Source organism: Streptomyces polyasparticus (genome assembly GCF_014493765.1).
Lineage (GTDB): Bacteria > Actinomycetota > Actinomycetes > Streptomycetales > Streptomycetaceae > Streptomyces > Streptomyces polyasparticus.
Genome location: NZ_JACTVJ010000011.1, coordinates 336,000 through 361,839 on the forward strand (window position 1 = coordinate 336,000; position 25,840 = coordinate 361,839).

General features: G+C 71.1%; 26 protein-coding genes. 16 read left to right on the plus strand and 10 right to left on the minus strand.

Annotated features, from left to right (window positions below; all coding sequences use genetic code 11):
* Positions 1–141 precede the first annotated feature (141 nt).
* Positions 142–1,482, plus strand: a complete 1,341-nt coding sequence (locus H9Y04_RS23570; protein WP_187815976.1) for an NsdA family TPR-like regulatory protein — start codon at positions 142–144, stop codon at positions 1,480–1,482.
* A 66-nt stretch (positions 1,483–1,548) separates the two neighbouring features.
* The gene (locus H9Y04_RS23575) at positions 1,549–2,079 is read left to right on the plus strand and encodes an NUDIX hydrolase (RefSeq protein ID WP_187815977.1); all 531 of its coding nucleotides are present in this window, start codon (positions 1,549–1,551) and stop codon (positions 2,077–2,079) included.
* 31 nt (positions 2,080–2,110) lie between these two features.
* Here the strand turns inward: H9Y04_RS23575 and H9Y04_RS23580 are convergent, their stop codons facing one another.
* Entirely contained in the window at positions 2,111–2,368 is a 258-nt protein-coding gene (locus tag H9Y04_RS23580) for a hypothetical protein (protein ID WP_187815978.1), read from the minus strand.
* Between the two features lie 335 nt (positions 2,369–2,703).
* Here H9Y04_RS23580 and H9Y04_RS23585 point away from each other — a divergent pair, with 335 nt between their 5' ends.
* Positions 2,704–3,144, plus strand: coding sequence for a GNAT family N-acetyltransferase (locus H9Y04_RS23585; RefSeq protein ID WP_187815979.1), 441 nt, complete (start codon positions 2,704–2,706; stop codon positions 3,142–3,144).
* A 77-nt stretch (positions 3,145–3,221) separates the two neighbouring features.
* Here H9Y04_RS23585 and H9Y04_RS23590 read toward each other — a convergent pair whose 3' ends face one another.
* Entirely contained in the window at positions 3,222–4,100 is an 879-nt protein-coding gene (locus H9Y04_RS23590) for a 3-hydroxybutyryl-CoA dehydrogenase (protein ID WP_187815980.1), read from the minus strand.
* Between the two features lie 234 nt (positions 4,101–4,334).
* Between H9Y04_RS23590 and H9Y04_RS23595 the strand changes: the two genes are divergently transcribed.
* The gene (locus tag H9Y04_RS23595) at positions 4,335–5,558 is read left to right on the plus strand and encodes a glycoside hydrolase family 10-like protein (protein WP_438818137.1); all 1,224 of its coding nucleotides are present in this window, start codon (positions 4,335–4,337) and stop codon (positions 5,556–5,558) included.
* Between the two features lie 44 nt (positions 5,559–5,602).
* Here the strand turns inward: H9Y04_RS23595 and H9Y04_RS23600 are convergent, their stop codons facing one another.
* Both H9Y04_RS23600 and H9Y04_RS23605 read right to left on the minus strand, forming a co-directional pair.
* On the minus strand, positions 5,603–5,794 hold the full coding sequence (locus H9Y04_RS23600; RefSeq protein WP_187815982.1) for a DUF1918 domain-containing protein: 192 nt from the start codon (positions 5,792–5,794) through the stop codon (positions 5,603–5,605).
* Positions 5,795–5,906: 112 nt separating this feature from the next.
* Positions 5,907–6,866: a DMT family transporter gene (locus tag H9Y04_RS23605; RefSeq protein ID WP_187815983.1), complete on the minus strand. Its 960-nt coding sequence runs from the start codon at positions 6,864–6,866 to the stop codon at positions 5,907–5,909.
* Between H9Y04_RS23605 and H9Y04_RS23610 the strand changes: the two genes are divergently transcribed.
* The 4 genes from H9Y04_RS23610 (at position 6,865) to H9Y04_RS23625 (ending at position 10,220) form a co-directional block, all read left to right on the plus strand.
* Positions 6,865–8,319 (plus strand): aminotransferase-like domain-containing protein, encoded by a 1,455-nt coding sequence (locus H9Y04_RS23610; RefSeq protein WP_187815984.1) that lies wholly within the window; start codon positions 6,865–6,867, stop codon positions 8,317–8,319. The genes H9Y04_RS23605 and H9Y04_RS23610 overlap by 2 nt on opposite strands.
* A gap of 57 nt (positions 8,320–8,376) precedes the next feature.
* Positions 8,377–8,820, plus strand: coding sequence for a GNAT family N-acetyltransferase (locus H9Y04_RS23615; protein WP_236071257.1), 444 nt, complete (start codon positions 8,377–8,379; stop codon positions 8,818–8,820).
* Positions 8,821–8,851: 31 nt separating this feature from the next.
* On the plus strand, positions 8,852–9,400 hold the full coding sequence (locus H9Y04_RS23620) for a histidine phosphatase family protein (RefSeq protein WP_187815986.1): 549 nt from the start codon (positions 8,852–8,854) through the stop codon (positions 9,398–9,400).
* A gap of 199 nt (positions 9,401–9,599) precedes the next feature.
* Positions 9,600–10,220, plus strand: a complete 621-nt coding sequence (locus H9Y04_RS23625) for a nucleoside deaminase (RefSeq protein WP_187815987.1) — start codon at positions 9,600–9,602, stop codon at positions 10,218–10,220.
* Between the two features lie 16 nt (positions 10,221–10,236).
* Here H9Y04_RS23625 and H9Y04_RS23630 read toward each other — a convergent pair whose 3' ends face one another.
* Positions 10,237–10,647 (minus strand): PPOX class F420-dependent oxidoreductase, encoded by a 411-nt coding sequence (locus tag H9Y04_RS23630; protein ID WP_187815988.1) that lies wholly within the window; start codon positions 10,645–10,647, stop codon positions 10,237–10,239.
* A gap of 134 nt (positions 10,648–10,781) precedes the next feature.
* On the opposite strand from H9Y04_RS23630, the gene H9Y04_RS23635 reads away from it, so the two are divergent.
* Both H9Y04_RS23635 and abc-f read left to right on the plus strand, forming a co-directional pair.
* Positions 10,782–13,001 carry an NADP-dependent isocitrate dehydrogenase gene (locus tag H9Y04_RS23635; protein ID WP_187815989.1) on the plus strand — a complete coding sequence of 740 codons (2,220 nt, stop codon included), beginning with the start codon at positions 10,782–10,784 and terminating at the stop codon, positions 12,999–13,001.
* 255 nt (positions 13,002–13,256) lie between these two features.
* The gene (gene abc-f, locus H9Y04_RS23640; RefSeq protein WP_438818140.1) at positions 13,257–14,876 is read left to right on the plus strand and encodes a ribosomal protection-like ABC-F family protein; all 1,620 of its coding nucleotides are present in this window, start codon (positions 13,257–13,259) and stop codon (positions 14,874–14,876) included.
* A 202-nt stretch (positions 14,877–15,078) separates the two neighbouring features.
* On the opposite strand, the gene H9Y04_RS23645 is transcribed toward abc-f, so the two are convergent.
* A complete protein-coding gene (locus tag H9Y04_RS23645) occupies positions 15,079–15,558 on the minus strand; it encodes a hypothetical protein (protein ID WP_187815991.1) in 480 nt (159 codons plus the stop codon).
* Positions 15,559–15,877: 319 nt separating this feature from the next.
* Positions 15,878–16,705 (minus strand): LysR family substrate-binding domain-containing protein, encoded by an 828-nt coding sequence (locus H9Y04_RS23650; protein ID WP_187815992.1) that lies wholly within the window; start codon positions 16,703–16,705, stop codon positions 15,878–15,880.
* 117 nt (positions 16,706–16,822) lie between these two features.
* Between H9Y04_RS23650 and H9Y04_RS23655 the strand changes: the two genes are divergently transcribed.
* Entirely contained in the window at positions 16,823–17,230 is a 408-nt protein-coding gene (locus H9Y04_RS23655) for a DUF5997 family protein (RefSeq protein ID WP_187815993.1), read from the plus strand.
* A 91-nt stretch (positions 17,231–17,321) separates the two neighbouring features.
* On the opposite strand, the gene H9Y04_RS23660 is transcribed toward H9Y04_RS23655, so the two are convergent.
* Positions 17,322–18,245 (minus strand): aminoglycoside phosphotransferase family protein, encoded by a 924-nt coding sequence (locus tag H9Y04_RS23660; protein WP_187815994.1) that lies wholly within the window; start codon positions 18,243–18,245, stop codon positions 17,322–17,324.
* 106 nt (positions 18,246–18,351) lie between these two features.
* Here H9Y04_RS23660 and H9Y04_RS23665 point away from each other — a divergent pair, with 106 nt between their 5' ends.
* Entirely contained in the window at positions 18,352–19,791 is a 1,440-nt protein-coding gene (locus H9Y04_RS23665) for a hypothetical protein (RefSeq protein ID WP_214661490.1), read from the plus strand.
* Here H9Y04_RS23665 and H9Y04_RS23670 read toward each other — a convergent pair.
* On the minus strand, positions 19,779–19,934 hold the full coding sequence (locus tag H9Y04_RS23670) for a hypothetical protein (RefSeq protein ID WP_187815996.1): 156 nt from the start codon (positions 19,932–19,934) through the stop codon (positions 19,779–19,781). The genes H9Y04_RS23665 and H9Y04_RS23670 overlap by 13 nt on opposite strands.
* Before the next feature lie 31 nt (positions 19,935–19,965).
* On the minus strand, positions 19,966–21,255 hold the full coding sequence (locus H9Y04_RS23675; protein ID WP_187815997.1) for a HEAT repeat domain-containing protein: 1,290 nt from the start codon (positions 21,253–21,255) through the stop codon (positions 19,966–19,968).
* Positions 21,256–21,437: 182 nt separating this feature from the next.
* Here H9Y04_RS23675 and argC point away from each other — a divergent pair, with 182 nt between their 5' ends.
* From argC to H9Y04_RS23695, 4 genes are all read left to right on the plus strand, one after another.
* Positions 21,438–22,466 carry an N-acetyl-gamma-glutamyl-phosphate reductase gene (gene argC, locus H9Y04_RS23680; RefSeq protein WP_187815998.1) on the plus strand — a complete coding sequence of 343 codons (1,029 nt, stop codon included), beginning with the start codon at positions 21,438–21,440 and terminating at the stop codon, positions 22,464–22,466.
* 88 nt (positions 22,467–22,554) lie between these two features.
* The gene (gene argJ / locus H9Y04_RS23685) at positions 22,555–23,709 is read left to right on the plus strand and encodes a bifunctional glutamate N-acetyltransferase/amino-acid acetyltransferase ArgJ (protein ID WP_187815999.1); all 1,155 of its coding nucleotides are present in this window, start codon (positions 22,555–22,557) and stop codon (positions 23,707–23,709) included.
* On the plus strand, positions 23,706–24,644 hold the full coding sequence (gene argB / locus H9Y04_RS23690) for an acetylglutamate kinase (RefSeq protein WP_187816000.1): 939 nt from the start codon (positions 23,706–23,708) through the stop codon (positions 24,642–24,644). The genes argJ and argB overlap by 4 nt, the downstream gene beginning before the upstream one ends.
* Entirely contained in the window at positions 24,641–25,837 is a 1,197-nt protein-coding gene (locus H9Y04_RS23695; protein WP_187816001.1) for an acetylornithine transaminase, read from the plus strand. The genes argB and H9Y04_RS23695 overlap by 4 nt, the downstream gene beginning before the upstream one ends.
* Positions 25,838–25,840: the final 3 nt, after the last annotated feature.

The following is a 25,840-nucleotide window of genomic DNA, read 5'->3' on the forward strand; positions in this document are numbered from 1 at the left end:
GTCCGGACGCATATATCCAACCTGCGCCGCTCTTGGTACGGCAGAGTGCACGCCCCGTCACCGTGGGCACTTGTTTCGCACCCCGTGTGAAAGGCGCTCGACTAACCTGGGCGGCACCGAGCGCCGCCATCGGAGGGCCTGATGCAGCCCAACACCCTGCTCGACGCCATACTCGACGAGGCCGGGATCTCCCATGCGGGCCTTGCCGCCCATGTGAACCAGGCCGGAAAGGCCCGGGGTCTCGCGCTGCGGTACGAACACACCGCCGTGGCCCGCTGGTTGAAGGGCCAGCGGCCGCGCGGCCAGGTGCCCGACCTGATCTGCGAAGTGCTCGCGGCCCGGCTCCAGCGCCCGGTGACCCTCGATGACATCGGCCTCGGTGTGCCCGGCCAGCAGGCGGGCCCGGCCGCGACCTCGCTGTCCGGATTCGTGGAACGGGCCACTGCCCTGTGGCGGTCCGACATGCAGCAGCGTCCGCATGTGCTCGGCGCGGCCGCTGTCACCGGGACGCCGGCCGTGATGCCGGTCTGGGAGTGGGAGAACCCGCCGGAGGACGTGGATGTCTCGCGCGGCGGGCGGCATCAGGTCAGCAAGTCCGATATCGCGATGCTGAGTTCGGCCCGGGCGCACTACGAGCAGATGTACCGCAAGACAGGAGGGGTCGCGACCCGCGCCCGTATCGTCGGCTTCCTCAACGCGGAGGCGGCACCGCTGCTCCGCGGCAGCTACACGGACGCGATGGGGCGTCAACTGCACAGAGCGACCGGCGGCTTGGTGGCGATCGCCGGGATCTGCGCGTACGACTCCGACGCCCACGGCCTCGCGCAGCGCTACTTCCATCAGGCGCTCCGGCTCGCGAAAGCGAGCGGGGACAGGGGACTTGGCGCCTATGTGATAGCGCTGCTCGTCAACCAGTCGCTGTTCATCCGCGAATACCGGCAGGCCGTCGCGTTCGCGGAGGCCGCCCTGAGAGCCGCGGGGCGGCACATCACGCCCGCGCTCGCCGCCGATCTCTACGCCATGCAGGCCAAGGCGTATGCCCATCTCGGGGACGGCAGCAGCGCGTTGTTCTGCATCCGGCGGGCCGAATCGGCGGCCGACCGGATCAGCCCGGGCCATGAACCCGCGGAGACCGGCTATGTGCAGCCGGGCCTGGTGAACGTCCAGGTGGCGGAGGCCCTGCTCAGTCTCGGTGATCTCGCGGCGGCCCGGATGCACTCGGCCGCGGCCGTGGACACCCCGGCCCATGACCGGGGGCGGGTGCACCGCCTCGCGGTGCTCAGCCAGATCGAGCTGCGGCGCGGTGAGGCGGAGGCGGCGGTCGCCACGGCCGTCGAAATGGCCCGGCAGGCACGGGGAATGGAGTCCCAGCGGCTCCGCGACCGGCTGCGTGCGGTGCGCGAGCACCTCGTCCGCAGTGGATGTTCCGGCACCGAAGAAGCTGCCGCGCTCATCGACGGAGCACTGCGCGTACCGCTGTGACCCTGAGGGCCTGCCGCAAGGGTGCGTGCGATATTGCCATCTATCTCGGCGGAAGGTGGCAGAACCGTGCAGTGGACGAACCTTTGCGAAAAGACTGTGTACCAAAACCGCTGGTTCCAGGTGAACTTGGCGGATGTGGAGCTGCCCGACGGGAAGCATCTCGATCACTTCCTGATCCGGCTGCGCCCGGTGGCCGTCGCCACAGTGGTCAATGAGGCCAATGAAGTCCTCCTCCTGTGGCGGCACCGCTTCATCACGGACAGCTGGGGCTGGGAGCTGGCCGCGGGTGTCGTGGAGGACGGTGAGGACATCGCGGTGGCAGCCGCGCGTGAGCTGGAGGAGGAGACCGGGTGGCGGCCCGGTCCCCTCCAGCATCTGCTCAGTGTGGAACCCTCCAACGGCCTCACCGACGCCCGGCACCACATCTATTGGGCGGACGAGGGGACGTATACGGGCCATCCCGTGGACGACTTCGAGTCGTCACGGCGCGAGTGGGTGCCGCTCAAACTTGTCCCCGACATGGTGGCGCGGGGGGAGGTGCCGGCGGCCAACATGACGGCCGCGCTGCTCATGCTGCACCACCTCCGGCTCGGATAGAACCGGCCACCTGGCGCCAGGACGCACCGGGCTACCGTCCGAGTGCCTGCCACACGGCCACCACCAGCGCGCCGACCGCGGTCAGCGTCGCGACGGTGGGCAAGGGCCAGCGGCTGTGCTCGAGTGCGGTGATACGCGTCGTGAGATCGTCGAGTTCCTTGGTGCTCTGTTCGTCGCGCTGGGTGAGGAGCGCCAAATGCCCCTCGATACGGGTGAGTCCCACATCGAGGCTGCGGCGCAACTCTGCGTGTTCTTCCTGGACCACGGGATGCTCGGGGTCGGTGGTCACGAGTCCTCTCCCTCCTGGGCCGTACCTGGCTGGAAATTGTCCGTGCGCAGCCATCCCTGTTCTGCGCACGGACAGTAAAGCCGCCTGGTGAGGGGCGCGGGAGCGTGTGCGCGGGGCATATGCGGGCCCAGCTTTCACACCGGTGCGAATGCTGCGGGCCGGGCTTCCGCAGACCCCCTCCGGACGCGGTGTCCTGGCGTGAATCTGGCCGGAAGGATACGGAGAGTGGCCGAATCGGCCGGGAAGGGCAGGGAGGCGGAAGAGGACGGGGAGGAGGCGACGGGCGGAAGAAATTCCGGTTGACGCAAGATCCGTGGGGCGGCTTGGGTGCAGGCATGTCAGATCTGCGTATCGAGAAGCCTCTGGACGACGCCGCGCTCGCCGACTGGCGGCGCGTGCACAATACGGTCATCCCGACGCATCCGCTCTCCCTGGCCGACGCCCGGGACCGCGCCGTCCGCCATGTCCTGGAAGTGGCCTACGCGGGAGACGAGTTGGTGGGCTGCAGCACCGTTCGCCCGCCGGTCGACGGCACGCGCACGGCGACCGTGATCGCCCGGGTGCTGCCGGGACACCGGCGCAGGGGATACGGAACCGAGCTGTACCGGCGCGGTCTGGCACGGGCCAGGGAGCTCGGCGCCGAAACAGTGGAGACCGTCGTCCTGTCCTCCAACGAGGACGGGCTCCACTTCGCCGAACGGCAGGGATTCTTCGAGCTGGAGCGGTACACGCTGCCCGGTGAGCCGGTCGAGTGGGTCGATCTGCGGCTCGCCTGAGCCGGCCATGCACCGGGCCGCCCTCCGTCACGGAGGGCGGCCCGGTGCATGGCTGCGTCAGTACGTACGGCGCGGCATCAGTACGTGTAGAACCCCGAGCCCGACTTCCGGCCCAGGCGGCCCGCGTCGACCATGCGCTGGAGCAGCGGGGGAGCGGCGTACAGGGGCTCCTTGTACTCGGCGTACATGGAGTCGGCGACCGAGTGGACGGTGTCCAGGCCGATCAGGTCCGCGAGCTTCAGCGGACCCATCGGGTGGGCGCAGCCCATCTCCATGCCGTTGTCGATGTCCTCGCGGCTGGCGATGCCCGACTCGAACATCCGGATCGCGGAGAGCAGATACGGGATGAGCAGGGCGTTGACCACGAAGCCCGAGCGGTCCTGGGCGCGGATGGCGTGCTTGCCGAGCACCTTCTCGACCGCGACCTGGGCGCGCGCGAGCGTGCCCTCGGAGGTGGTGAGTGCGGGGATCAGCTCGACGAGCTGCTGCACGGGCGCCGGGTTGAAGAAGTGGATGCCGATGACCTGGTCGGGACGCGAGGTCGCGACGGCGAGCTTCACCAGCGGGATGGAGGAGGTGTTCGAGGCGAGGATCGCGTCGGGGCGGGTCACCACCTGGTCGAGCACCTGGAAGATCTCCGTCTTCACCTGCTCGTTCTCCACCACGGCCTCGATCACGAGGTCACGGTCGGCGAACTCGCCGAGGTCCGTGGTGAAGGTCAGACGCGCCAGCGTGGCGTCCCGCTCCTCCTCGCTGATCTTGCCGCGCTCGGCGGCCTTCGCGAGGGAGTTGTGCAGCCGGGTACGGCCGATCTCCAGGGCCTCGCCGGTGGTCTCGGCGACCTTGACCTCCAGGCCGGCGCGGGCGCAGACCTCTGCGATGCCCGCTCCCATCTGGCCGCAGCCGACGACTCCGACGCGCGCGATGTCGGCCGTGCCCAATGCAACGTCTGTCACATCGTCCCTTTCGTGCTCCGGGTCGGCAGGCCGCCCGATCGACTTCTCTTGAATTCGTCCAGCCGGGCCGATGGATGTTCGGCACCTGCCCCGATGTACCGACGTTACTCCGCGTTCACTGGTGCACAGTCCGCCGGGGCGGCATGCTGTGGCACGTCCCACGGGACAACAGGTGCTGTCCGGTAGTTCCGGGCAAAGCGAACAATTCGATACATGAGGTGGCATACGTTGCGTATGACGCGCAGGAGTTTCACGGTGGCCGGTGCCGCGGCGCTCTTCGGGACGGGGCTCGCGGGGGACGCCGCGGCGGTCGACGGCAGGGCCCCGAGGGGCCGCAGGCCCCGTAATACGGCCTTCCGCGGGATGTGGATCGCCAGCGTCGCCAACCGTGACTGGCCCTCGAAGCCCGGGCTGCCCGCCGAGACCCAGCGCGCCGAGCTGCTCGCGTATCTCGACGAGGCGGTACGCCGACGGCTGAACACCGTGATCCTGCAGGTGAGGCCCACGGCGGACGCCCTGTGGCCCTCCGACTTCGAGCCGTGGTCGGCCTACCTCACCGGAGTCCAGGGCAAGGACCCGGGCTGGGACCCGCTGGGTACCGCGGTCCTCGAGGCGCACCGGCGCGGCCTCGAACTGCACGCCTGGTTCAACCCGTACCGCGTCGCCGGCCACGCAGACCCCTCACTGCTCTCGCCCGACCACCCGGCGCGCAAGAACCCCGACTGGCTCGTGCCGTACGGCGGGAAGCTCTACTACAACCCGGGGCTGCCCGAGGTCCGCTCGTTCGTGATGCGGGCGATGCTCGACGCCGTGCGCAAATACCCCATCGACGCCGTGCACTGGGACGACTACTTCTATCCGTATCCGGTCGCCGGCGAGACCTTCGACGACGGCGCGGCCTTCGAGCGCTACGGGGCGGGCTTCGCGGACCGTGCGGCCTGGCGGCGGGACAACACGGACCAGCTCGTACGGGGCATGGCCGCGGCGATTCCGAAGGCGCGCAAGGGTGTGCAGTTCGGGATCAGCCCGTTCGGCGTGTGGCGCAACAAGGCGACGGATCCGCTGGGTTCGGACACCACCGCAGGCGTGCAGACCTACGACGATCTGCACGCCGACGTCCGTAAGTGGATCAAGCGCAACTGGATCGACTACGTCGTGCCCCAGCTCTACTGGAACATGGGCTTCGCGCCCGCCGACTACGCGAAGCTCGTGCCGTGGTGGGCCGACGCGGTCGCGGGCACGGATGTCGACCTGTATCTGGGCGAGGCCCTCTACAAGGCGGGCGATCCCGCGCAGCCCGCACCCTGGCAGGACCCCGCCGAGCTGTCCCGGCATCTGTCGTACGCGGGAAAGCACCGGCAGGTGCGCGGGCATGTGTACTTCGCGGCGCGTGAGGTGGTGGCCGACCCGATCGGGGCGATGGCGCGGGTCGTGGCCGACCACTACACGTTGCGCTGAGGTCCTGGGTCCTGGCTGGGTCCGTCGCCGGGCTCGCGGCTGCGTCAGTCGCGGGCCCTGTGGCGGACGACCGTGTCCGGGCCCGGTGACATCAGCGTCTCGTGTCCGTCCTCGAAGCGGACCCGGAACGGGGGAGAGCCGTCCGGGCCGAGCACTTCGATGACCTCGGCGACCCGGTCCTGCTGCCCGACGACCCTGCCGTGCACCAGCAGCTTGTCGCCCACACGTGCGTGCATCGGGAGTGACCTCCTCGCCTTGCCGGGGAGCGGCGATCCGTGGCCGTAAGTCTACGGCGGGCAGCCCGAGTTGGGACCCGCGCGAACCGGCCGGGGACCGCCGGCCGCCGGCTCAGCCGCGGGCCCGCTGGGTCACCGCGATGCAGATGAGGACGGCCACGGCGGTCAGCGGCGCGGCCGCCGTCATGGACTCGCCGAGCAGCGAGACCGACCACACCAGCGTGAGCAGCGGCTGGGCGAGCTGCAGCTGGCTGGCCTTGGGGATGCCGATGGCGGCCATGCCCCGGTACCAGACGACCAGACCGACGAACTGTGAACCCGCCGCCACCCAGAGCAGGCCGGTGACGGCCTTGGCCGTCAACTCCCAGGGCTCGTACGAGAGAGCCACCGCGGACGCGGGCAGCGCGAGCGGCAGACAGGCGACAAGGGCCCAGCCGATGACCTGCCAGCCCGGCATCACCTTGGCGAGCCGGCCGCCTTCCGTGTACCCGGCGGCGCAGACCAACAGGGCGCCGAACAGATAGAGATCGGCGGTGGTGAGGGCGCCGCCGCTCTGCTGCACCGTGAACGCGATCACCGCGGCGGCGCCCAGGCAGGCCGCCGTCCAGAAGGTGCGCGAGGGGCGGGCCCCCGTGCGCAGGGCCGACATGGCGGCCGTGGTCAGGGGAAGCAGTCCCACGACGACCGCGGCGTGCGAGGTCGTGGAGGTCTGCAGGGCGAGCGTGGTGAGCAGCGGGAAACCGATCACGACACCGGCCGCGACGACCGCGAGGGAGAACCAGTGCTCACGGGCCGGCGGCTTGATGCGCAGCACGAGCAGACAGCCGCCGGCGATGAGTCCGGCGAGCGCCATCCGCACGGAGACCAGCGACCAGGGACCGAAACCGTCAAGTCCCCATGCGGTGGCGGGGAACGTGAGGGAGAAGGCGGTGACTCCGGCGGCGGCGAGCAGGATGCCGGTACGGGTGGAGTCGCGGCCGGTGCCCGTGCTGGTGGCCGGGCCGGTGCTCGTGAGCGGGCGGGTGTTGACCGCTATCGCGGTTGGGCGAGTAGCGCTATCCTGTGCTGTCATGCAAGAGCGTAGCAGTGTGGGGGAATTGGCGAACAGCCTGCGAGGAGAGCTTCATCGCTACTCGCCCGGTGGAAAGCTCCCGTCCAGCCGGATGCTGGTGGAGCGCTACCGTGTGAGCCCGGTGACCGTCTCGCGGGCCTTGGCGCAGCTGGCGGCCGAGGGGCTCGTGGTGACCCGGCCGGGCGCGGGCGCGTTCCGTGCCGAGCTGCGGACCGCTACCCAGTCGTCGGGTGACACCTCCTGGCAGGAGGTCACGCTCAGCGCGCAGGCGGCCGCCGAGCCGCGCAGCGTGGACGCCTCGGGAGTGCTTGCCTGTCTGGCCCAACCGCCCACCGGGGTGATCGAGTTCAACAGCGGCTATCTGCATCCCTCGCTCCAGCCCGAGCAGGCGCTCGCGGCGGCGCTCGGCCGTGCCGGACGCCGGCCCGGTGCGTGGGGCAGGCCGCCCATGGACGGGCTGCCCGAGCTGCGGGAGTGGTTCGCGCGCGGCTGCGGCGGCGCCGTCACCGCCTCCGACGTGCTGATCACCTCCGGCGGCCAGACCGCGCTGACCACCGCCCTGCGCGGTCTTGCCGCGCCCGGCACTCCGGTTCTGGTCGAGTCGCCCACGTATCCCGGTCTGATCGCCATCGCCCGCGCCGCCGGGCTGCGTCCCGTGCCGGTGCCGGTGGACACCGACGGGGTGCGGCCCGAGCTGCTCGCGGACGCGTTCCGGGCGACGGGCGCGAAGGTCTTCGTCTGCCAGCCGCTGTTCCAGAATCCGACGGGAGCGGTGCTCTCGGCGGCGCGGCGGCCCGAAGTGGTGCGTACGGCACGGGAGTTCGGTGCCTTCGTCATCGAGGACGACTTCGTGCGCCGGCTCGCGCACGACGACAGCGGTCCGCTGCCGCCGCCGATGATCGCCTCGGACCCCGACGGGGTCGTGGTCCATGTCTGCTCCCTCACGAAGGCGACCTCGCCCTCGCTGCGGGTGGCCGCCCTCGTGGCCCGCGGTCCGGTACTCGAGCGGCTGCGCGCCATCCAGATCGTCGACCACTTCTTCGTCCCCCGCCCGCTCCAGGAGGCCACGCTCGAACTGGTCGGTGCGCCCGCCTGGAGCCGTCATCTGCGCAATGTGGCCACGGAGTTGCGGACCCGCCGCGACCTGATGGCCACGGCGCTCCTGCGGGACCTGCCCGAGCTCGATCTGCCGCACATCCCGACCGGCGGCTACCACCTCTGGCTGCGTCTGCCGGACGGCGCGTACGGCCGTGGCGGGGCCGCAGCCGAGTCCGCGCTCGCCTCCGCCGCACTGCGCGCGGGTGTCGCGATCACGCCCGGCCGCCCCTACTTCAGTGCCGAACCGCCCGCCGGATATGTCCGGTTGAGCTTCGCGGGGCTCGCGGGTGAGGCGGAGATCACAGAAGGGGTGCGCAGGCTGCGCGCCGCCTGGGACGAGGTGCTCGGAGGGTGACCGCCGGGCGGGGAATCGGCTGGCCGGAAGGGGGCCCGCGGTGCGAGCCTCATGGTCATGACCGAGTTCGAGTTCTCCACGGACAGCGCCCGCCTCGACCGCGCCAGGATCCACCACTGGCTCTCCACCGACGCCTACTGGGCGCTCGGCCGCAGCCGCGGGAAGCAGGACCGCGCGATCGACGGATCCCTGAACTTCGGGGCGTACGACCGAGTTTCGGGTGAACAGGTCGCGTATGCCCGGGTGATCACGGATCGCGTCACCTTCGCGTGGCTCTGCGATGTGTACGTCGATCGCGCCGTGCGCGGCAAGGGCGTCGGCGTCGCCCTGGTGGGCGCCGTACGCGAGGAGATCGAACCGTACGGGGTGCGCCGCATTCTGCTCGCCACCGGAGACGCGCACGGGGTGTACGCGAAGCACGGCTTCGCGCCGCTCGCACGCCCCGAGGACTGGATGGCGCTGCAGCTGCAGCCGGACGCACCGCGGCCCACCGGCTCTTGACCTGCGGAGCGGCAGGTTCCGACATCACCGCATGCATGTTCGGGTCACGCTGATCGCCGCCGCACGCAGCTCGTCGCTGCTCACCGAGCGCTTCGACGACGACCGGCCGCTCGATCAGACCGGCTGGCACGAGCTGCAGCTCGCCGCGCACACCCTGGTGCCGTACGGGCGGGCCGAGCTGCGCTACTGCTCGCCCACCCCGCGCAGCCGGGCGACCGGGGACGCGCTCGGCTTCGCGCCCATGGCGCAGCCGATGCTCAGCGACTGCGACATGGGCCGCTGGCGCGGGCGCACGCTCTCCGAGGTCACGGCGCGTGAACCGGCGGCCGTGGACGCCTGGCTGGGCAATCCGCGCTCGGCTCCGCACGGCGGCGAATCGCTGCTCGCGTTCATCTCGCGCGTGGGCCGCTGGCTGGACACCCGCCCGGTCGGCGACGGCTCGAGCATCGTGGCCGTCGCCGAACTCGGTGTGGTGCGCGCGGCGCTGGTGTACGCCCTGAAGGCGCCGCCGGCGACGTACTGGAACATCGATGTGCCCCCGCTGTCCACGGTCACGGTCACCGGCCAGGCGGGACGCTGAAGCCTGCGTCTTGCGGGGCATGCGGCTTGATGTTGCGCTGCGGAACTTCTCGGGTCCGATGTCCCGACGGGGGACTCTTCCGGTCGGATGCTCCGCTGCTCGGGGCTGAGGCTCCTCTGTGGCTTTCGCCATGCCCGATGTCCTGCTGCGGTACTTCTCGGGCCTCCTGCCCACCTGCGGCGCTCCCTAGGATCGCGCCATGGCCGATGACTTCGCGACCGCATGGCAGGCGCTCGACCCGGCCGCGCGCCGCTGCCTCGAGCTCGCCCACACCTCGCTCCGCAACGGAGGTCTCGCCTGCGGCGCGGTGCTCACCGACGCATCGGGCGCCATCGTCGCCGAGGGCCGCAATCGCGCGTACGACCCTCCGGGCGGCTCGGATCCGCTGCAGGGGACCCCGCTCGCCCATGCCGAGACGAATGCGCTGGCCCGGGCGCGCACGGAATGGGATCTGGCCGCGCACACGCTCTGGTCCAGCCTCGAACCGTGCGCGATGTGCACGGCCGCCGCGGAGTTCACCGGAGTCGGCACCGTGCGGTACGTGGCCCGTGATCCCTGGGCCGTCGCCGGTGGCCTGCCCGTTTCGCCGGGGCTGCCGCTCAACTCGCCTGTCTGGGCCGTGAGTTCCGCGCTCCTCTTCTTGCGGGGCGTCTATGAGATGCGGGGCCCGGACGCCGAGGTGCTGCGCGCGTACGAACGCCGTGCGCCGGAGGTCGCCCGGCTCGTCGCGGACCCGGCGTTCGAGCGGGCCGACGGGGCGGGCGAGCTCTTCGGCGTGCTGTGGAGCCGTATACGGGAAGCCGCCGGCGCCGCGTGGTGACGCCGGCGGCCGTCGCTCAGTGGGCGTCCCGTCCCGCCACGTGCTCGGGCGTGATGCGGATGACGATCCGCTGGACCTCGGGCGGCAGCGCGAGCACGGAGTCGCCCGCGCCCGGGCCGTCGTACTGCTCGTCGAGCGCCGCCGCGAGCCGGCGCCCGGTGTCCTCGGTGACGGTGGCCGTGCCGCGCACCTCGACGTAGTTCTGCGGGTGGGCGGTGTCGTACACGGTGATGCTGACCCGCGGGTCCCGCAGCAGGTTCCGGTGCTTGCGCCGGCCCGCCTGCGAGGGGATGACGAGAACGTCGCCGTCCAGGCCCACGTAGACCGGGGAGGTCTGCGGGCTGCCATCGGCATTGAGCGTGGCGAGGATCGCAGGGTGAGGGTCTTCGAGGAGGCGGCGGGCCGCGGCGCCGAGTGTGATGGACATGACGTGAACCCTAGGGGAGAGGTCGCCCGGCCCTCTGGCCAGAGAGCCCCCGGCACGAGATATCTTGATGTCGAGTAATCTCGACCGACGACGCACAGACGTACCGACGATGCAGACGTGGAGCGGAGCACCCGGTGACTGACTCGACCATCATCTACACGCACACTGACGAGGCCCCGGCCCTGGCCACCCATTCGTTCCTGCCGGTGATCCAGGCGTACGCCTCGACGGCCGGCGTGAGCGTCGAGACCCGTGACATCTCGCTGGCCGGGCGGATCATCTCGCAGTTCCCCGAGTACCTCGAAGAGGGACAGCGGATTCCGGACGCGCTCGCGGAGCTCGGCGAGCTGGCCAAGACGCCCGAGGCCAACATCATCAAGCTGCCGAACATCTCGGCCTCGATCCCGCAGCTCAAGGCCGCCATCGCCGAGCTGCAGGGCCAGGGCTACGCGCTCCCCGCGTACCCGGACGCCCCGAAGACGGACGAGGAGCGCGAGATCCGCGCCCGCTACGACAAGGTCAAGGGCTCGGCCGTCAACCCGGTCCTGCGTGAGGGCAACTCGGACCGCCGCGCCCCCGCCTCGGTCAAGAACTACGCGAAGAACCACCCGCACCGCATGGGTGCCTGGACCCCCGAGTCCAAGACCAACGTCGCGCACATGGCCGCCGACGACTTCCGCTCCAGCGAGAAGTCCACGGTCATCGCCGAGGACGGCGCCCTGCGCATCGAGCACGTGGCCGCCGACGGCACCACGACCGTCCTGCGCGAGTCCGTACCGGTCCTCGCGGGCGAGGTCGTCGACGCCTCCGTGATGCACGTCGCCGCGCTGCGCACCTTCCTCGGTGAGCAGATCGCGCGCGCCAAGGCCGAGGGCGTGCTGTTCTCGCTGCACCTCAAGGCCACGATGATGAAGGTCTCCGACCCGATCGTCTTCGGCCACGCGGTGCGTGCCTTCTTCCCGAAGACCTTCAAGCAGTACGGCGAGGTCCTGGCCGGCGCCGGCCTCTCCCCGAACGACGGCCTCGGCGGCATCCTCAAGGGCGTCGAGTCGCTGCCCGAGGCCGCCGAGATCAAAGCCTCCTTCGAGGCCGAGCTGGCCGAGGGCCCGGAGCTCGCGATGGTCGACTCCGACAAGGGCATCACCAACCTGCACGTGCCGTCCGACGTCATCGTCGACGCCTCGATGCCGGCCATGATCCGCACCTCCGGCCACATGTGGGGCCCGGACGGCCAGGAGGCCGACACCCTCGCGGTCCTGCCGGACAGCTCCTACGCCGGCATCTACCAGGTCGTCATCGACGACTGCCGCGCCAACGGCGCCTACGACCCGGCCACCATGGGCTCGGTCCCGAACGTCGGCCTGATGGCGCAGAAGGCCGAGGAGTACGGCTCCCACGACAAGACCTTCGAGATCGCCGCGGCCGGCACCGTCCGCCTCGTCGACACCGCGGGCAACGTCGTCCTGGAGCAGGAGGTCGCCGAGGGCGACATCTTCCGCGCCTGCCAGACCAAGGACGCCCCGATCCAGGACTGGGTCAAGCTCGCCGTCACACGTGCCCGCGCCACCGGCGACCCGGCCGTGTTCTGGCTGGACGCGACCCGTGCGCACGACGCCGTCCTGATCGAGAAGGTCAAGAAGTACCTGGGCGACCACGACACCTCGGGTCTGCAGATCGAGATCATGTCCCCGGTCGAGGCGACCGCGTTCTCCCTGGAGCGCATCCGCCGCGGCGAGAACACCATCTCGGTCACCGGCAACGTGCTCCGCGACTACCTCACGGACCTGTTCCCGATCCTGGAGCTCGGCACCAGCGCCAAGATGCTCTCCGTCGTCCCGCTGATGAACGGTGGCGGCCTCTTCGAGACGGGCGCCGGCGGCTCCGCCCCGAAGCACGTCCAGCAGCTGGTCAAGGAGAACTACCTGCGCTGGGACTCGCTCGGCGAGTTCCTCGCGCTCGCGGTCTCCTTCGAGCACCTCGCGACCACCACGGGCAACGCCCGCGCCCAGGTCCTCGCGGACACCCTGGACCGCGCGACGGCCACGTTCCTGGAGAACGACAAGTCCCCGACCCGTCGCGTCGGCGGCATCGACAACCGCGGCTCGCACTTCTACCTGGCCCTCTACTGGGCCCAGGAGCTGGCGAAGCAGACGGCCGACGCCGACCTGGCGAAGGACTTCGCCGCGCTCGCCGAGTCGCTCGCGGCCGACGAACAGAAGATCGTCGACGAGCTGCTCGCCGTCCAGGGCAGCCCGGCCGACATCGGCGGCTACTACCAGCCGGACGTCACCAAGGCCTCCGCGGTGATGCGTCCGTCGGCCACGCTGAACAAGGCGCTGTCGACGCTGGCGTAACGCTCAGGGTCTTTGACACCGGGACCGCCCCGGCCGGAGTTCTCCTCCGGCCGGGGCGGTCTTCTTGCGTTCCCTCCGGCCTTTTCCGCTCCCCGTCCGCTTTGCGTTTGAGACGAGACGGCTCGTCTTGTATGGTGGCGGCATGCGTCACTACTTCTTTCTCTGAGTCCGGGCACGGCCCACGCCGCCGTTTCTGCTGCCCGTAGACCCCTCGTATCCAGGGAAAGAACCATGCGCGAACGCGCCCATACCGTCATGCCCGCTGCCGTGGCGCAGCTGTCCGTCAAGGACGTCACCAAGTCGTACGGGACGAGAACCGTCCTCGACCAGGTCGGTTTCACCGTCCGCCCGGGCGACAAAGCCGCCGTCATCGGCGAGAACGGCTCCGGCAAGTCCACCCTCCTGCGGCTGCTCGCCGCGGCCGAGACACCCGACTCCGGCGAGATCACCGTCAGCTTCCCCGGCGGAGTCGGCCACCTCGCCCAGACCCTCGACCTCGATCCCGAGTGCACCGTGCAGGACGCGGTCGACCTCGCCCTCGCCGATCTGCGCGCCATGGAGCGCGGCCTGCGGGCGGCGGAGGAGCGCCTCGGGGAGGCGTCCGAGGCCGAACTCGCCGCGTACGGCGAACTGTTGATCGCGTACGAGGAGCGCGGCGGCTACGAGGCGGACACCCGCGTCGACGCCGCGCTGCACGGGCTCGGACTCGCCGGGATCACCCGCGACCGCGTGCTCGGCTCGCTCTCCGGCGGCGAACAGTCCCGCCTCGCGCTCGCCTGCGTGCTTGCCGCCGCCCCCGAACTGCTGCTCCTCGACGAGCCGACCAACCACCTCGACGTGGGCGCCGTGCGCTGGCTGGAGGAACAACTGCGCGCCCACCGCGGCACCGTCGTCGCGGTCACGCACGACCGCGGCTTCCTGGAGCGCATCGCCACCACCATCCTCGAGGTGGACCGCGATACGCGCAGCGTGCGCCGGTACGGGGACGGCTGGGCCGGATACCGCACCGCGAAGGCATCCGCGCGGCGCCGTGCCGAGCAGGACTACGCGGAGTGGGTGGACGAAGTCGCCCGTACCGAGGAGCTGTTGGAGGCCGCCGGGCGGCGCCTCGCCGGCACCGGCAAGGACCCAGGCCAGGGCTTCGGCAAGCACCGCCGCTCGCACGAGGCGAAGCTCGGCGGCCAGGTGCGGGCGGTCCGTGAGCGGCTCGCGGACCTGCGGCGCCATCCGGTGGCGGCGCCGCCGGTCCCGCTGCGGTTCGGGGCCACGCTGCCCGCGGCGCCTGCTCCGGCCGGCGAGCGCACGCTGGTCGCCCTCGATGACGTGCGGGTCGGCGAACGGCTCTTTCTGCCCGGGCAGTTGACCGTCACGCCCGGGCAGCGGCTGCTCGTGACGGGCGAGAACGGCGCCGGCAAGACCACCCTGCTGCGTGTCCTGGCCGGCGATCTGGAGCCGGACGCGGGCACGGTCCGCCGCTCGGCGAGTACCGGCTATCTGGCGCAGGAGCTGCCGGTGCGCACCACGCGCCTCCCGCTCCTCGCGGCCTTCGCGGCGGGACGGCCGGGGCTGCCCGACGAGCACGCCGAAGAGCTGCTCTCCCTCGGCCTGTTCCGCGAGGAGGACCTGCGCGTCCCGGTGGCGGACCTGTCCGCGGGACAGCAGCGCAGGCTGCAGCTCGCGGTCCTCGTGACGCGGCCCTCGGACCTCCTCGTCCTGGACGAGCCGACCAACCACATCGCGCTCGATCTGGTCGAGGACCTGGAGACCGCGCTCGCCGAGTATCCGGGCGCGGTGGTCGTCGTCTCGCACGACCGGGGCTTCAGGGAGCGGTTCGCGGGGGAGCGGCTGGAGTTGCGGGGTGGGCGCAGGGTGTGAGGCGGGCTCGGGCTTCGGGGCGGGCGCAGGGTGTGAGGCGGGCTCGGGCTTCGGGGCGGGGTCCTCGACTCGGCCGTGGCTGCAGGCGGGCTCCGACTGGGGCCCGCCCGGGTGCACTTGGCGTGCCGGCCGGGTTTGGTCGGCACGTCGACGGGCTCGCTCGGTGGAGTCGCCCACGCTCACTCGGCAGGGCAGCCCACGCTCACTCGGTGCGGCCGAGCTCCATGACCATCGCTGGATACGAAGGCACCTGCGGTGTCGCGTACTCGGGTGGCAGCACGTTGTCCATCCGCATCCGCAGGCCTTCCGCGGTGGCCGTCACGGCGATGTGCCAGCCCCAGCCCTCGCCGTACCGCGCGTCCAGACCGACCGAACCGTCCTCGGCGAGGCGCCCTGCGAGGGTCATCGGGGCCGGCTTCTGGTGCCAGGAGTCGCCCCATGTGGCCGTGAGCGTGCCCGCGCCCTCGCCGCGCTCCCCGTCCTCCGCTCTGCCGATGACGAGGAGCCCCTCCTGCGGGCCGTCGTCCGGGTGCTCCCAGCTGTACGTGAGGGAGGTCAGGTGGCCGCCTGCGGCGAGCGCGAGGGTGGCCGTCGCTGGGCGTTCGGACAGCGGGTCGTCGGGCATGAGCCGGAACCCGTTGGTGCCGGTCCACTCACCGGCCGCTGCGGAGAGAAGCGCCATCCGTCCAGCATGGCAGTGTGCCGGGTCTCGTGCGCGGGGCGGGCAGAGACCCGGGCGTCGTGCGCGGGTGCGGGGCGGGCAGAGATCCGAGCCTCGTGCGCGGGTGCGGGGCGGGTGGGTTCCGGGCCTGGGACAGGTCTCGGGTCGAGGGCCATGTCCTGGTCCGTTGGCCGGGTTCCGGGCTGGGGGCCAGGTCCCGGGCCGAGGGCGCGATCGGATCCCGGGCCTCGGGCGAGGTCCTGGGACGAGTGCCCGATCGGATCCCAGGCCTCGGGCCAGGTCTGGGGCCGAACGCGAGACCCCGGCCGATCGCCCTGCCTCAGCCCCGCCGGCGAGGCTTTCCGCCGCGGGCGCCGGACGCCGAGCCGCCGGACCGCGCACCGCCCTTGCCCGCGCCACCCCTGCCCGCGCCGCTGCGGGGCGAGCCCTTGGCGGAACCGCCCTTGCCGCCCTTGGCCGAGCCCGAGCCGCCCTTGCCGGACCCGGCTCCGGCCCCCTTCTTCCCCTTGCCGCGCGCCGCCTCGACCTCCGCCGGAGACGGACCGCGCGAACTGTTCACCGTCCGCCCGCGCACGATCCCGATGAACTGCTCCATCAGATCGGAGGTGTCACCCTGCGGCCACACCAGCCCCATCCGCGACTCGGGCGCATCGGCGACGGGCCGGTACGTGAGGTCCTTGCGGTGGTGCAGCCGGGCGAGGGACTGCGGCACGATCAGCACGCCGATACCGGCCGCGATCAGCTCGACGGCATCGGCGGTCGTGGCCGGACGCTCGAGCGCGGGCTTCCCCGGCAGCTCGTCCCAGCCGAGGGTGTCGTCGAGCGGATGCAGCACGATCTCGTCGGCCAGATCGGCGAGCGTGATCTCGTCGGCGGCCGTGACCACGTGGTCCTTGGGGACGACGGCCACGGTCGTCTCCGCGTACAGCGGGATCGCGTTGAACCGGGTCTTGTCCACCGGCATCCGGAGCAGCCCGGCCTCCGCTCCGCCCGAGGCCACCAGATCGGCGGCTTCGGCGGGCTCGACGGCGACCAGCGTCAGCGGGATGGAGGGCAGCCGTTCACGCCAGATCCGCACCCACTTGGCGGGCGTCGCGCCCGGAACGTAGGCGAGCCGGAACTCCGCCGGACCGTCCGAGCCTGTCACCGGGGGTACTGCAGCGCCTGTCACCTGGCCAGATTACCCGCCGGGCGCTGTCCGCCCGGCCTCGGACCGTGCCGCTCGTGGTCGGCCGGACCGCTGGTGATCGCTACCCTTGATGCCATGACCCAGCACCAGAACACCCAGACCATGAAGCCCGCGACCGCGGCGAAGAAGCTGGGCGTGTACCTTCCGGCCACTCCCGCGGAGTTCCAGGAGGGCGTCGTCTCGCGCGCCGAGCTCAACGCTCTGCAGGCCGAGCCGCCCCAGTGGCTCGCCGACCTCCGCAAGAACGGTCCGCACCCGCGCCCCGTCGTCGCCGCCAAGCTCGGCGTCTCGATCGCCGGCCTCGCCCGCGGCGGTGTGACCGATGCGCTCACGACCGAGCAGATCGACGCGCTCCGCGAGGAGATGCCCGAGTGGCTGCGCCAGGAGCGCGCCACGCAGGCGAAGGTCCGCGAAGAGGCCGTCCGTCTCAAGGAGAAGAAGGCCGCCAAGGCCGAGGCGGAAGCCGAGGCTCAGGGCCGCTGAACCAGCGCCGAGGGCCGACCGTCTCGGAGACGGTCGGCCCTCGCGTCGTTGTGTCCGCCAGAACGGGGTGTGCTCCGTGTACGGGGTGTGCTCAGCCCTCCCGTACAAGCAGCCCGGCTGTCTGCAGGAACGGCCGGCCGATTTCGGGTGCACCGTGGGCCAGGCAGTACAGCCCGCTCGACACCCGCTCCAGAAATCCCCACTCCCATACGGCGGTCTCGTCCTCGCCGGTGGCGGCGGCCAGCCGCGCGCAGTAGCCGCGGGCCAGCCGCACCGGGTCCTGCGCGGCGAGCAGCTCGGCACACCACTCCCTGAGCACCACGCCCAGGTCGTACGCGGGCGGGGCGAGGAACCCTTCGGGGTCGACGAACACATAGCCGGTCCCGGCGCCTTCGCGGGGCGTGAGGGTCCGCAGGGCGTTGCCCGGATGCGGATCCCCGTGCACCAGGACGCAGTCGCCGGGTCCGAAGCGGGCCCGCCTCTCCGCGTATGCGAGCGCCTTGGCCACCACCGGCTCCGGACAGGGCCGCCCCAGCTCGTGCCACAGACGGTTCACGAGCTCGTACAGGCTGCGCGCCTTGTTCTCGAACGGTCCGTCGGCGGGCGGCAGCGGTACGGCCCAGGCCTGCTGCAGCAGCGCCGCGAGCACATCCAACTGCTCCTCTGCGCCGGCCAGTTGGTCCAGCGGATCACCGAGCGCTTCGAGCAGGAGCGCGTTGCGCCCTTCATCGTGGCGCAGCAACCGCACATAGCCTTGTCCCCGCGCGAGCCGCAGCGCCCGGGCCTGCCCCGCGAACCCGTCATCGGGCACGGCGAGCTTCAGCACCGCGTCCTCACCGTACGACGTGCGGACCCGCGCCACATACGCCGCCGTACCACCGACCAGCGGCTCCCCGACGGTGACCGCCCACGCCCGCTCGATGTCCCGCACCAGCACCGGCAGCGAATCGATCCACTCCCGCCCCCGCTCACCCAGACTCAGAGCCTTGCTTCGCGCGATCGCCGGGATCTCCATGCCACGACGGTAGCCGTGACACGGAAGCGCGGAATGCGCTCGCTGCTGTCGAAGGCGCCCGGGGTCCGCGATATTCGCAGGCGCCGGCCGCAGCCCTCACGGCACCATGCCTGCCGTGGACTCACTTCTGCGCGGTCTCGCCGCCAATCCTGCCCTTCCCGCCGACCTGGTCGACGTACTGATCGCGCAGGCGGGACCCGTCCTCGCCGACGAGCTGGCGAGCCGCCCGGACCTGACGCGCGCGCAGACACGGGCGCTCTTCGCGCAAGGCCCGGAGTGCGGTGTGGCCCTCGCGCGTGCGGGACGGCTGACGGCGGCTGACGTCGATCCGATGGCGCGGCCGGATGTCGCGCTCGCGCTCCTCGAAGAGGGCGCGGGTGAGGCCGGGTTGGCGCGTGTCCTGGCCCGGAGCGCTGTCGTCGAGCACCGTGAGCGGCTCGCGGCCTGTTCTGGGCTGCCGGATGATGTTGTGGCCTTGCTCGCGGCGGACGGCGCCGAAGGGGTGGTGGCCGAGCTCGCGTTGTGGGCCCCGGCCGAGGTGGCGGCTCGCCTCGCGGGCCATGCGTCAGCAGCCGTTCGTCGCGCCGCGGCGTGCAACGAGGCAACGCCGCCTGCGGTCCTTGCCGCACTGCTTACGAGGGATGGGCTCGCGTCCCTCGCGGAGGCGGAGCCCTGCGCTGAGCCGCGCGCCATCCGGGACGCGGCTCTGCTCAATCCGGCCACGCCCGTCTCGGCGATCCTGCCGCACCTCGACCATGAAGCGGTGTGGCCCAGTTGGGGCCCGGCGTCGCGGACGGACCTGCCGCCGGAAGCGTACGAACTGCTGGCAGGCCATCTGGTGCCCGGCGTTCGGGAAACGGTCGCGCAGAACCGTGCGATCACCGAATCCCTGCTGCACCGCCTCGCCGAGGACACGCATGAACTCGTCCGCCGAGGCGCCGCGCACAACCCCCGGCTTCCGCTCGCCCTCCTTGACCGCCTGACCGCCACCACGAAGCTCGGGCCCGGGGTGCTGCCGAGAATCGCCGCGGCCACGCCGGGCGAAACGGAACAGCTGGCCCGCTCACGCAACCCGGAGCTGAGGATGCTCGTGGCCGGGCGACGCGATCTGCCGCCGCGGATACGCGACTTGCTCGCCGAGGACCCCGACGCGAAGGTGGCCAAGTCCATCGCACCGCACCCCGGACTCACCGAGTCCCAGCTGCGGGCCATGGCCGAGCGCCATGGCAGCCGGGTGTACGCGAAGGTCACGGAGAACCAGGCGACGCCGTCGTCCCTGCTGGAGGAGCTCGCGGCCAAGTCCACCCCCGTACGCAAAGCGCTCCGCGCCATCGCCCGCCATCCGCACGCGACCGACGCAGCGCTACGTGTCTGCCTCACGGACGTACAAGCCCGCGTCCCCGCCGCCTCGCACCCGGCACTGGCGCCGTCCACGCTCGCCGCCCTGCTCGATCACGCCGACTGGCAAGTGGTCGAGGCGGCGGCAGCCCATCCGGCTCTGCCACGGGAACGGCTGCGCGAGTTGGTGTCCGCTCAACTGCCGTGACCCGGCGGCAGGTTCTCCTGCAAGTGGCTCTTGATGTACCGCGCCAGGATCAGCGGGTCCTCGGTGCTGTCCACGGCGTCCGACTCCTGCGCCGGGTGACTGATGTCCCGGACGGCGCCGGCCATCCACGCGACGGCCGACATTCTCGTACGAGAATGAGCTGCAACGTCCGATTCAGAGGGCGTATGCCCCGGTGCGCGGTCGCCCGTTTTCCCTGGCGTACGGAGTGAGCGCCACGAGCCCGGCGCCGCGCACCTTCGTGTGCGGGCCCAAGTCGAGCGGGCTCACGCCCAGTTGGCCTGCCAGAAGGGGCGCGAGGTAGGGCGCGAGCTCTTGCCACTCCTCGGGTTCCTCCATCGCCACACCTTCCTCCTGGCAGGCGGCGTGCTCCTCGGGCAGGGGATCGCCCAGCGTGAACTGTGCGTCATCGCTGCTCCAGGAGGCGCTGAAGCGGCGCACGACCTCGCCGTTCTCGGCGATGAGCCAGCCCGAACCGCCGCCCTGTTCACCGAAGTAGTACGCCTGCGCCCTGCCGTAGCGGCGACTCAGCTCGGTGACGAGCCGCAGGACGTCCGCCGCGCGCTCCGGGGCGACGGGGGAACACCAAGGGCCGAGCACCAGAGTCCAGCCGTCCACCGCCGGAGTGACGTAGACCCTGCCGTACTCGGCTCCGTCGTGGCTGTCGTGCGCCCCGATGTCGCGGCCCAGGGCGAATGTGGCCGGACGGGCCTCGTGGAGGCCGAGCAGATCGGCGATGCCCCGCTGGTCGTCCGTGGGGACGGCGAGCCAGGAGGTGAAGCACACGTCCAGGGACATGGCCTTGTCGTGCGGGAGCTTGATGCGGATCAGCCGCTCCACCGCGGCGCGGTCCGCCGGCGACAGTGCTTCCTCGCCGCCCGAAGCGGCCAGTGCGGTGAGCGCCCTGGCCCGCAACCGCCCCGGACCTCGCGCCCGCACGCGGCGCAGCGGCTCATGGGCGGACGGACCGAGCATGTCCAGCGCCCACTCGGCGCGCTGGGCCACCTCCGGATCGGGATCGCCGAGCAAGGGGAGCAGGGCTTCGGCCACCTGTGCGTAGTCGACACCGGGCTGCGGCTCCCTGCCGAAGGCCACCGAGCAGAGGGTCTGAATGCCGTACGCGGCAGAGCTGCGCACGGCCGCGGAGTCGTGCGCCAGTGCCTCCACGAAGCGCTCGACGCTGCGGAACTTGGTGAACGCCGAGCTGAGCTGTCGACGTGACGCGTCATCCGCCGCCTCGGCAAGAGCCGAGAGCACGGCGTCGTATGCGAGCTCCGGGCCCAGGCCGTGTGCCAGGACCCCCTCGATCTGCGAGCAAAGGCGCCGGGAGTCAGTGCCGACCAGGGCACGCACCAGCGGCCCCACCGCCGCCGCCCCCTGCGCCACCAGCCTCTCCCGCGCCGCTTCACACAGCTCGGGATCCGACAGCTCTTCGATCGCACCCACCGCAGGCCCCCCTTTTCACGTCTGTCGTCCGCATCCCCATGGTGGCTCAGGCCAATGACAGCGCGGCGAGCGCCCCTGGGCCCATGGCTCCGCTCAGGCGTCCCCAGGGCGCTGCGACCATGGAACCCTTTGCATAACCGTACGGCTCCACGTATAGTCATGCCATCAAAAGGGAGGCATCCATGGTGGTACGGGCCGCTGTCGCAGGAGCAAGTGGGTACGCGGGCGGGGAGCTGCTGCGTCTGCTGCTTGCGCACCCCGGGGTCGAGATCGGCGCCCTGACCGGGAACTCCAACGCGGGTCAGCGCCTCGGCGCCCTGCAGCCTCATCTGCTGCCCCTCGCCGACCGGATCCTGGAGCCGACCACCGCCGAGGTGCTCGCCGGGCATGACGTGGTCTTTCTCGCGCTGCCGCACGGACAGTCCGCCGCTGTCGCCGAGCAGCTGGGCGAAGGCACCCTCGTCGTCGACATGGGGGCCGACTTCCGGCTGAAGGACGCGGGGGACTGGGAGAAGTTCTACGGCTCCCCGCACGCCGGGACCTGGCCCTACGGCCTGCCCGAGCTGCCGGGCGCGCGGCAGGCACTCAAGGACACCAAGCGCATCGCCGTCCCCGGCTGCTACCCGACCGCCGTCTCGCTCGCCCTCGTCCCCGCGTATGCGAACGGTCTCGCCGAGAACGACGCCGTGATCGTCGCCGCCACCGGCACCTCCGGAGCCGGCAAGGCGCTCAAGCCGCATCTGCTCGGCTCCGAGGTGATGGGCTCGATGTCCCCGTACGGCGTGGGCGGCGGGCACCGGCACACGCCCGAGATGATCCAGAACCTCAGTGCGGCGGCGGGCGAGAAGGTCACCGTGTCCTTCACGCCGACCCTCGCCCCGATGGCCCGCGGCATCCTCGCCACCTGCAACGTCAAGGCGAAGCCGGGTGTGAACGCCGAGGCCGTACGCGCGGCGTATGAGAAGGCGTACGCGGACGAGCCGTTCGTGCACGTGCTGCCGGAGGGGCAGTGGCCCGCCACCGCCTCCGTGTACGGGTCCAACGCCGTGCAGATCCAGGTCGCGTACGACGAGAGCGCCCAGCGCATCGTCGTGATCAGCGCCATCGACAACCTCACCAAGGGCACCGCAGGCGGTGCCGTCCAGTCCATGAACATCGCCCTCGGTCTCGACGAGGCCACGGGGCTTTCTGCGATCGGAGTCGCTCCGTGAGCGACGCACGCGCAGCCGCCGGGCCGCAGATGACCACGAAACCCGCGCCTCTGCGCTGCGCGGGCGGAGAAGCGAACAAGGAGACACAGTGAGTGTGACGGCAGCCAAGGGATTCCAGGCCGCGGGCATCGCCGCCGGAATCAAGGAGAACGGAAACCCCGACCTCGCGCTCGTCGTCAACCGCGGCCCCCGACAGGCCGCCGCCGGCGTCTTCACCTCCAACCGCGTCAAGGCCGCCCCGGTCCTGTGGTCCGAGCAGGTCCTCAAGAGCGGCCAGGTCTCGGCCGTCATCCTCAACTCCGGTGGCGCCAACGCCTGTACGGGCCCCAAGGGCTTCCAGGACACCCACGCCACCGCCGAGAAGGTGGCCGAGGTGCTCGACGGCGTCGACGCCGGCGAGGTGGCCGTCTGCTCCACCGGGCTGATCGGTGTGACCCTGCCGATGGACAAGCTCCTGCCCGGCGTCGAGCAGGTCGCGGCCGAACTGTCCGAACACGGCGGTGAGAAGGCCGCCATCGCCATCAAGACCACGGACACCGTGCACAAGACCGCCGTCGTCACCAAGGGCGGCTGGACCGTCGGCGGCATGGCCAAGGGCGCCGGCATGCTCGCTCCCGGGCTCGCCACCATGCTCGTGGTGATCACGACGGATGCCGCCCTCGACAGCGACGTACTCGACAAGGCGCTGCGGGACGCGACCCGGCTGACCTTCGACCGGGTCGATTCGGACGGCTGCATGTCGACGAACGACACCGTGCTGCTGCTCGCCTCCGGTGCGTCCGAAGTCACCCCGGAGTACGACGAGTTCGCCGCCGCCGTACGAGAGGTCTGCGACGACCTCGGCCAGCAGCTGATCCGCGACGCCGAAGGCGCCAGCAAGGACATCAAGGTCGAGGTGGTCAACGCCGCGAGCGAGGAGGACGCCGTCGAGGTCGGCCGGTCCATCGCCCGCAACAACCTCCTCAAGTGCGCCATCCATGGCGAGGACCCCAACTGGGGCCGGGTGCTCTCCGCGATCGGCACGACGAAGGCCGCGTTCGACCCGAACCAGCTGAACGTCGCCATCAACGGCGTCTGGGTCTGCAAGAACGGCGGCGTCGGCGAGGACCGCGACCTGGTCGACATGCGCTACCGCGAGGTGCACATCGTCGCCGACCTCGCCGCGGGCGCCGAGACGGCCACGATCTGGACCAACGACCTGACCGCCGACTACGTCCACGAGAACAGCGCGTACTCCTCATGAGCGACCCGAAGAACAATCCGAAGAGCAGTACGACCCGCAAGCACACCGCCCTGCCCAAGGCGCAGATCCTCATCGAGGCGCTGCCCTGGCTGACGCGGCACCAGGGCAAGACCGTCGTCATCAAGTTCGGCGGCAACGCCATGGTCGACGAGGAGCTGAAGTCCGCCTTCGCGCAGGACGTGGTCTTCCTGCACCACGCGGGCCTCAAGCCCGTCGTCGTGCACGGCGGCGGCCCCCAGATCAGCAAGGCGCTCGACCGGCACGGGATCGTCAGCGAGTTCAAGGCCGGTCTGCGGGTCACCACCGAGGACGCCATGGACGTCGTACGCATGGTCCTCGCAGGACAGGTGCAGCGCGAGCTCGTCGGGCTGCTCAACGAGCACGGACCGCTCGCCATCGGCCTCACCGGCGAGGACGCGCACACCATGACCGCGACCAAGCACCAGCCGCGCGTCGACGGCGAGTTGGTCGACATCGGCCGGGTCGGCGAGATCACCGAGATCGACACCGGCGCCATCGAAGCCCTGCTCGCGGACGGCCGTATCCCGGTCGTCTCCTCGATCGCCCGCTCCCAGGACGACGGACATGTCTACAACGTCAATGCTGATACGGCGGCTGCGGCACTCGCTGCTGCGCTGGATGCCGAAACCCTGATGGTCCTGACCGACGTCGAGGGCCTCTACGAGGACTGGCCGAACTCCGACGAGGTCATCAGCAAACTCACGGCCGGTGAACTCGAGAAGCTGCTCCCGGAGTTGGCGAGCGGCATGGTGCCCAAGATGGAGGGCTGCCTGCACGCCGTACGCAACGGGGTGCACACCGCCCGTGTGATCGACGGACGCGTACCGCACTCCATCCTTCTGGAGATCTTCACCGACGAAGGCATCGGCACGATGGTCGTGCCGGACGAACCCGAGGGGGACGAAGCCTCATGAGCAACGCCGCATTCGCCGCGCGCTGGCAGGGCGCGATGATGAACAACTACGGCGCCCCGCGCATGACGCTCGCCCGCGGTGAGGGCCTGAAGGTCTGGGACGCCGACGGCAAGGAGTACCTGGACTTCATCGGCGGTATCGCCGTGAACGCCCTTGGGCACGCCCACCCGGCGGTCGTCCGCGCGGTCAGCGACCAGGTCGCGACCCTCGGCCAGATCTCCAACTTCTTCATCGCCGAACCGACCGTGGCGCTCGCCGAGCACCTCCTGCGCTGCTTCGGCCGAGAGGGCAGGGTCTTCTTCTGCAACTCCGGTACGGAGGCCAACGAGGCGGCCTTCAAGCTGGGCCGGCTCACCGGGCGCACCCACATGGTCGCGACCGAGGGCGGCTTCCACGGCCGGACCATGGGCGCGCTCGCGCTCACCGGACAGGCCGGCAAGCAGAACGGGTTCACGCCGCTGCCCGGCGACGTCACACATGTCCCGTACGGGGACGCGGAGGCGCTGCGCGCGGCCGTGACCACGGAGACCGCCTTCGTCATCATCGAGCCGATCCAGGGCGAGAACGGCGTGGTCGTGCCGCCGGCCGGCTATCTCCGGGCCGCGCGGGAGATCACCCGGGCCACCGGGACCCTGCTCGTGCTCGATGAGGTGCAGACCGGGATCGGGCGGACCGGGCAGTGGTTCGAGTACCTCGCGCACGAAGGTGTCGAGCCCGATGTCGTCACGCTCGCCAAGGGACTCGGCGGCGGTCTGCCGCTCGGCGCTGTCGTGGCGTTCGGCGCCGCGGGCGAGCTGCTTCAGCCCGGCCAGCACGGCACCACCTTCGGCGGCAACCCGATCGCCTGCGCCGCGGGACTCGCCGTACTGGAGACCATCGAGGCGGAGGGTCTGCTCGACAACGTCAAGGCGATGAGCGCGAAGCTCGTCGACGGAATCGAGAGTTCCGGACATCCGCTCGTCGGCCATGTCCGGGGAGCGGGCCTGCTGCTCGGTATGGTGCTCACCGAGCCGCTCGCGCCCCAGGTGCAGAAGGCGGCTCAGGACGCCGGGATCCTGGTGAACGCACCCGCCCCCGATGTGGTCCGCCTGATGCCGGCGCTCACCATCGGCGACGCCGAGGTGGAATCGTTCCTCCAGGCGCTGCCCGGCATTCTGGACAAGGCCCTCGCGGCCGACGGGGACGGACGATGAGAA

What these genes read in the sequence shown, in the direction of transcription:
- H9Y04_RS23570 (WP_187815976.1), top strand. Translation starts at nt 142, where the DNA reads ATGCAGCCCAACACCCTGCTCGACGCCATACTCGACGAGGCCGGGATC.
- H9Y04_RS23585 (WP_187815979.1), top strand. Translation starts at nt 2,704, where the DNA reads ATGTCAGATCTGCGTATCGAGAAGCCTCTGGACGACGCCGCGCTCGCC.
- H9Y04_RS23595 (WP_438818137.1), top strand. Translation starts at nt 4,335, where the DNA reads ATGACGCGCAGGAGTTTCACGGTGGCCGGTGCCGCGGCGCTCTTCGGG.
- H9Y04_RS23600 (WP_187815982.1), bottom strand. Translation starts at nt 5,794, where the DNA reads ATGCACGCACGTGTGGGCGACAAGCTGCTGGTGCACGGCAGGGTCGTC.
- H9Y04_RS23610 (WP_187815984.1), top strand. Translation starts at nt 6,865, where the DNA reads ATGCAAGAGCGTAGCAGTGTGGGGGAATTGGCGAACAGCCTGCGAGGA.
- H9Y04_RS23605 (WP_187815983.1), bottom strand. Translation starts at nt 6,866, where the DNA reads ATGACAGCACAGGATAGCGCTACTCGCCCAACCGCGATAGCGGTCAAC.
- H9Y04_RS23615 (WP_236071257.1), top strand. Translation starts at nt 8,377, where the DNA reads ATGACCGAGTTCGAGTTCTCCACGGACAGCGCCCGCCTCGACCGCGCC.
- H9Y04_RS23620 (WP_187815986.1), top strand. Translation starts at nt 8,852, where the DNA reads ATGCATGTTCGGGTCACGCTGATCGCCGCCGCACGCAGCTCGTCGCTG.
- H9Y04_RS23625 (WP_187815987.1), top strand. Translation starts at nt 9,600, where the DNA reads ATGGCCGATGACTTCGCGACCGCATGGCAGGCGCTCGACCCGGCCGCG.
- H9Y04_RS23630 (WP_187815988.1), bottom strand. Translation starts at nt 10,647, where the DNA reads ATGTCCATCACACTCGGCGCCGCGGCCCGCCGCCTCCTCGAAGACCCT.
- abc-f (WP_438818140.1), top strand. Translation starts at nt 13,257, where the DNA reads ATGCCCGCTGCCGTGGCGCAGCTGTCCGTCAAGGACGTCACCAAGTCG.
- H9Y04_RS23645 (WP_187815991.1), bottom strand. Translation starts at nt 15,558, where the DNA reads ATGGCGCTTCTCTCCGCAGCGGCCGGTGAGTGGACCGGCACCAACGGG.
- H9Y04_RS23655 (WP_187815993.1), top strand. Translation starts at nt 16,823, where the DNA reads ATGACCCAGCACCAGAACACCCAGACCATGAAGCCCGCGACCGCGGCG.
- H9Y04_RS23660 (WP_187815994.1), bottom strand. Translation starts at nt 18,245, where the DNA reads ATGGAGATCCCGGCGATCGCGCGAAGCAAGGCTCTGAGTCTGGGTGAG.
- H9Y04_RS23665 (WP_214661490.1), top strand. Translation starts at nt 18,352, where the DNA reads ATGCCTGCCGTGGACTCACTTCTGCGCGGTCTCGCCGCCAATCCTGCC.
- H9Y04_RS23670 (WP_187815996.1), bottom strand. Translation starts at nt 19,934, where the DNA reads ATGTCGGCCGTCGCGTGGATGGCCGGCGCCGTCCGGGACATCAGTCAC.
- argC (WP_187815998.1), top strand. Translation starts at nt 21,438, where the DNA reads ATGGTGGTACGGGCCGCTGTCGCAGGAGCAAGTGGGTACGCGGGCGGG.
- argB (WP_187816000.1), top strand. Translation starts at nt 23,706, where the DNA reads ATGAGCGACCCGAAGAACAATCCGAAGAGCAGTACGACCCGCAAGCAC.
- H9Y04_RS23695 (WP_187816001.1), top strand. Translation starts at nt 24,641, where the DNA reads ATGAGCAACGCCGCATTCGCCGCGCGCTGGCAGGGCGCGATGATGAAC.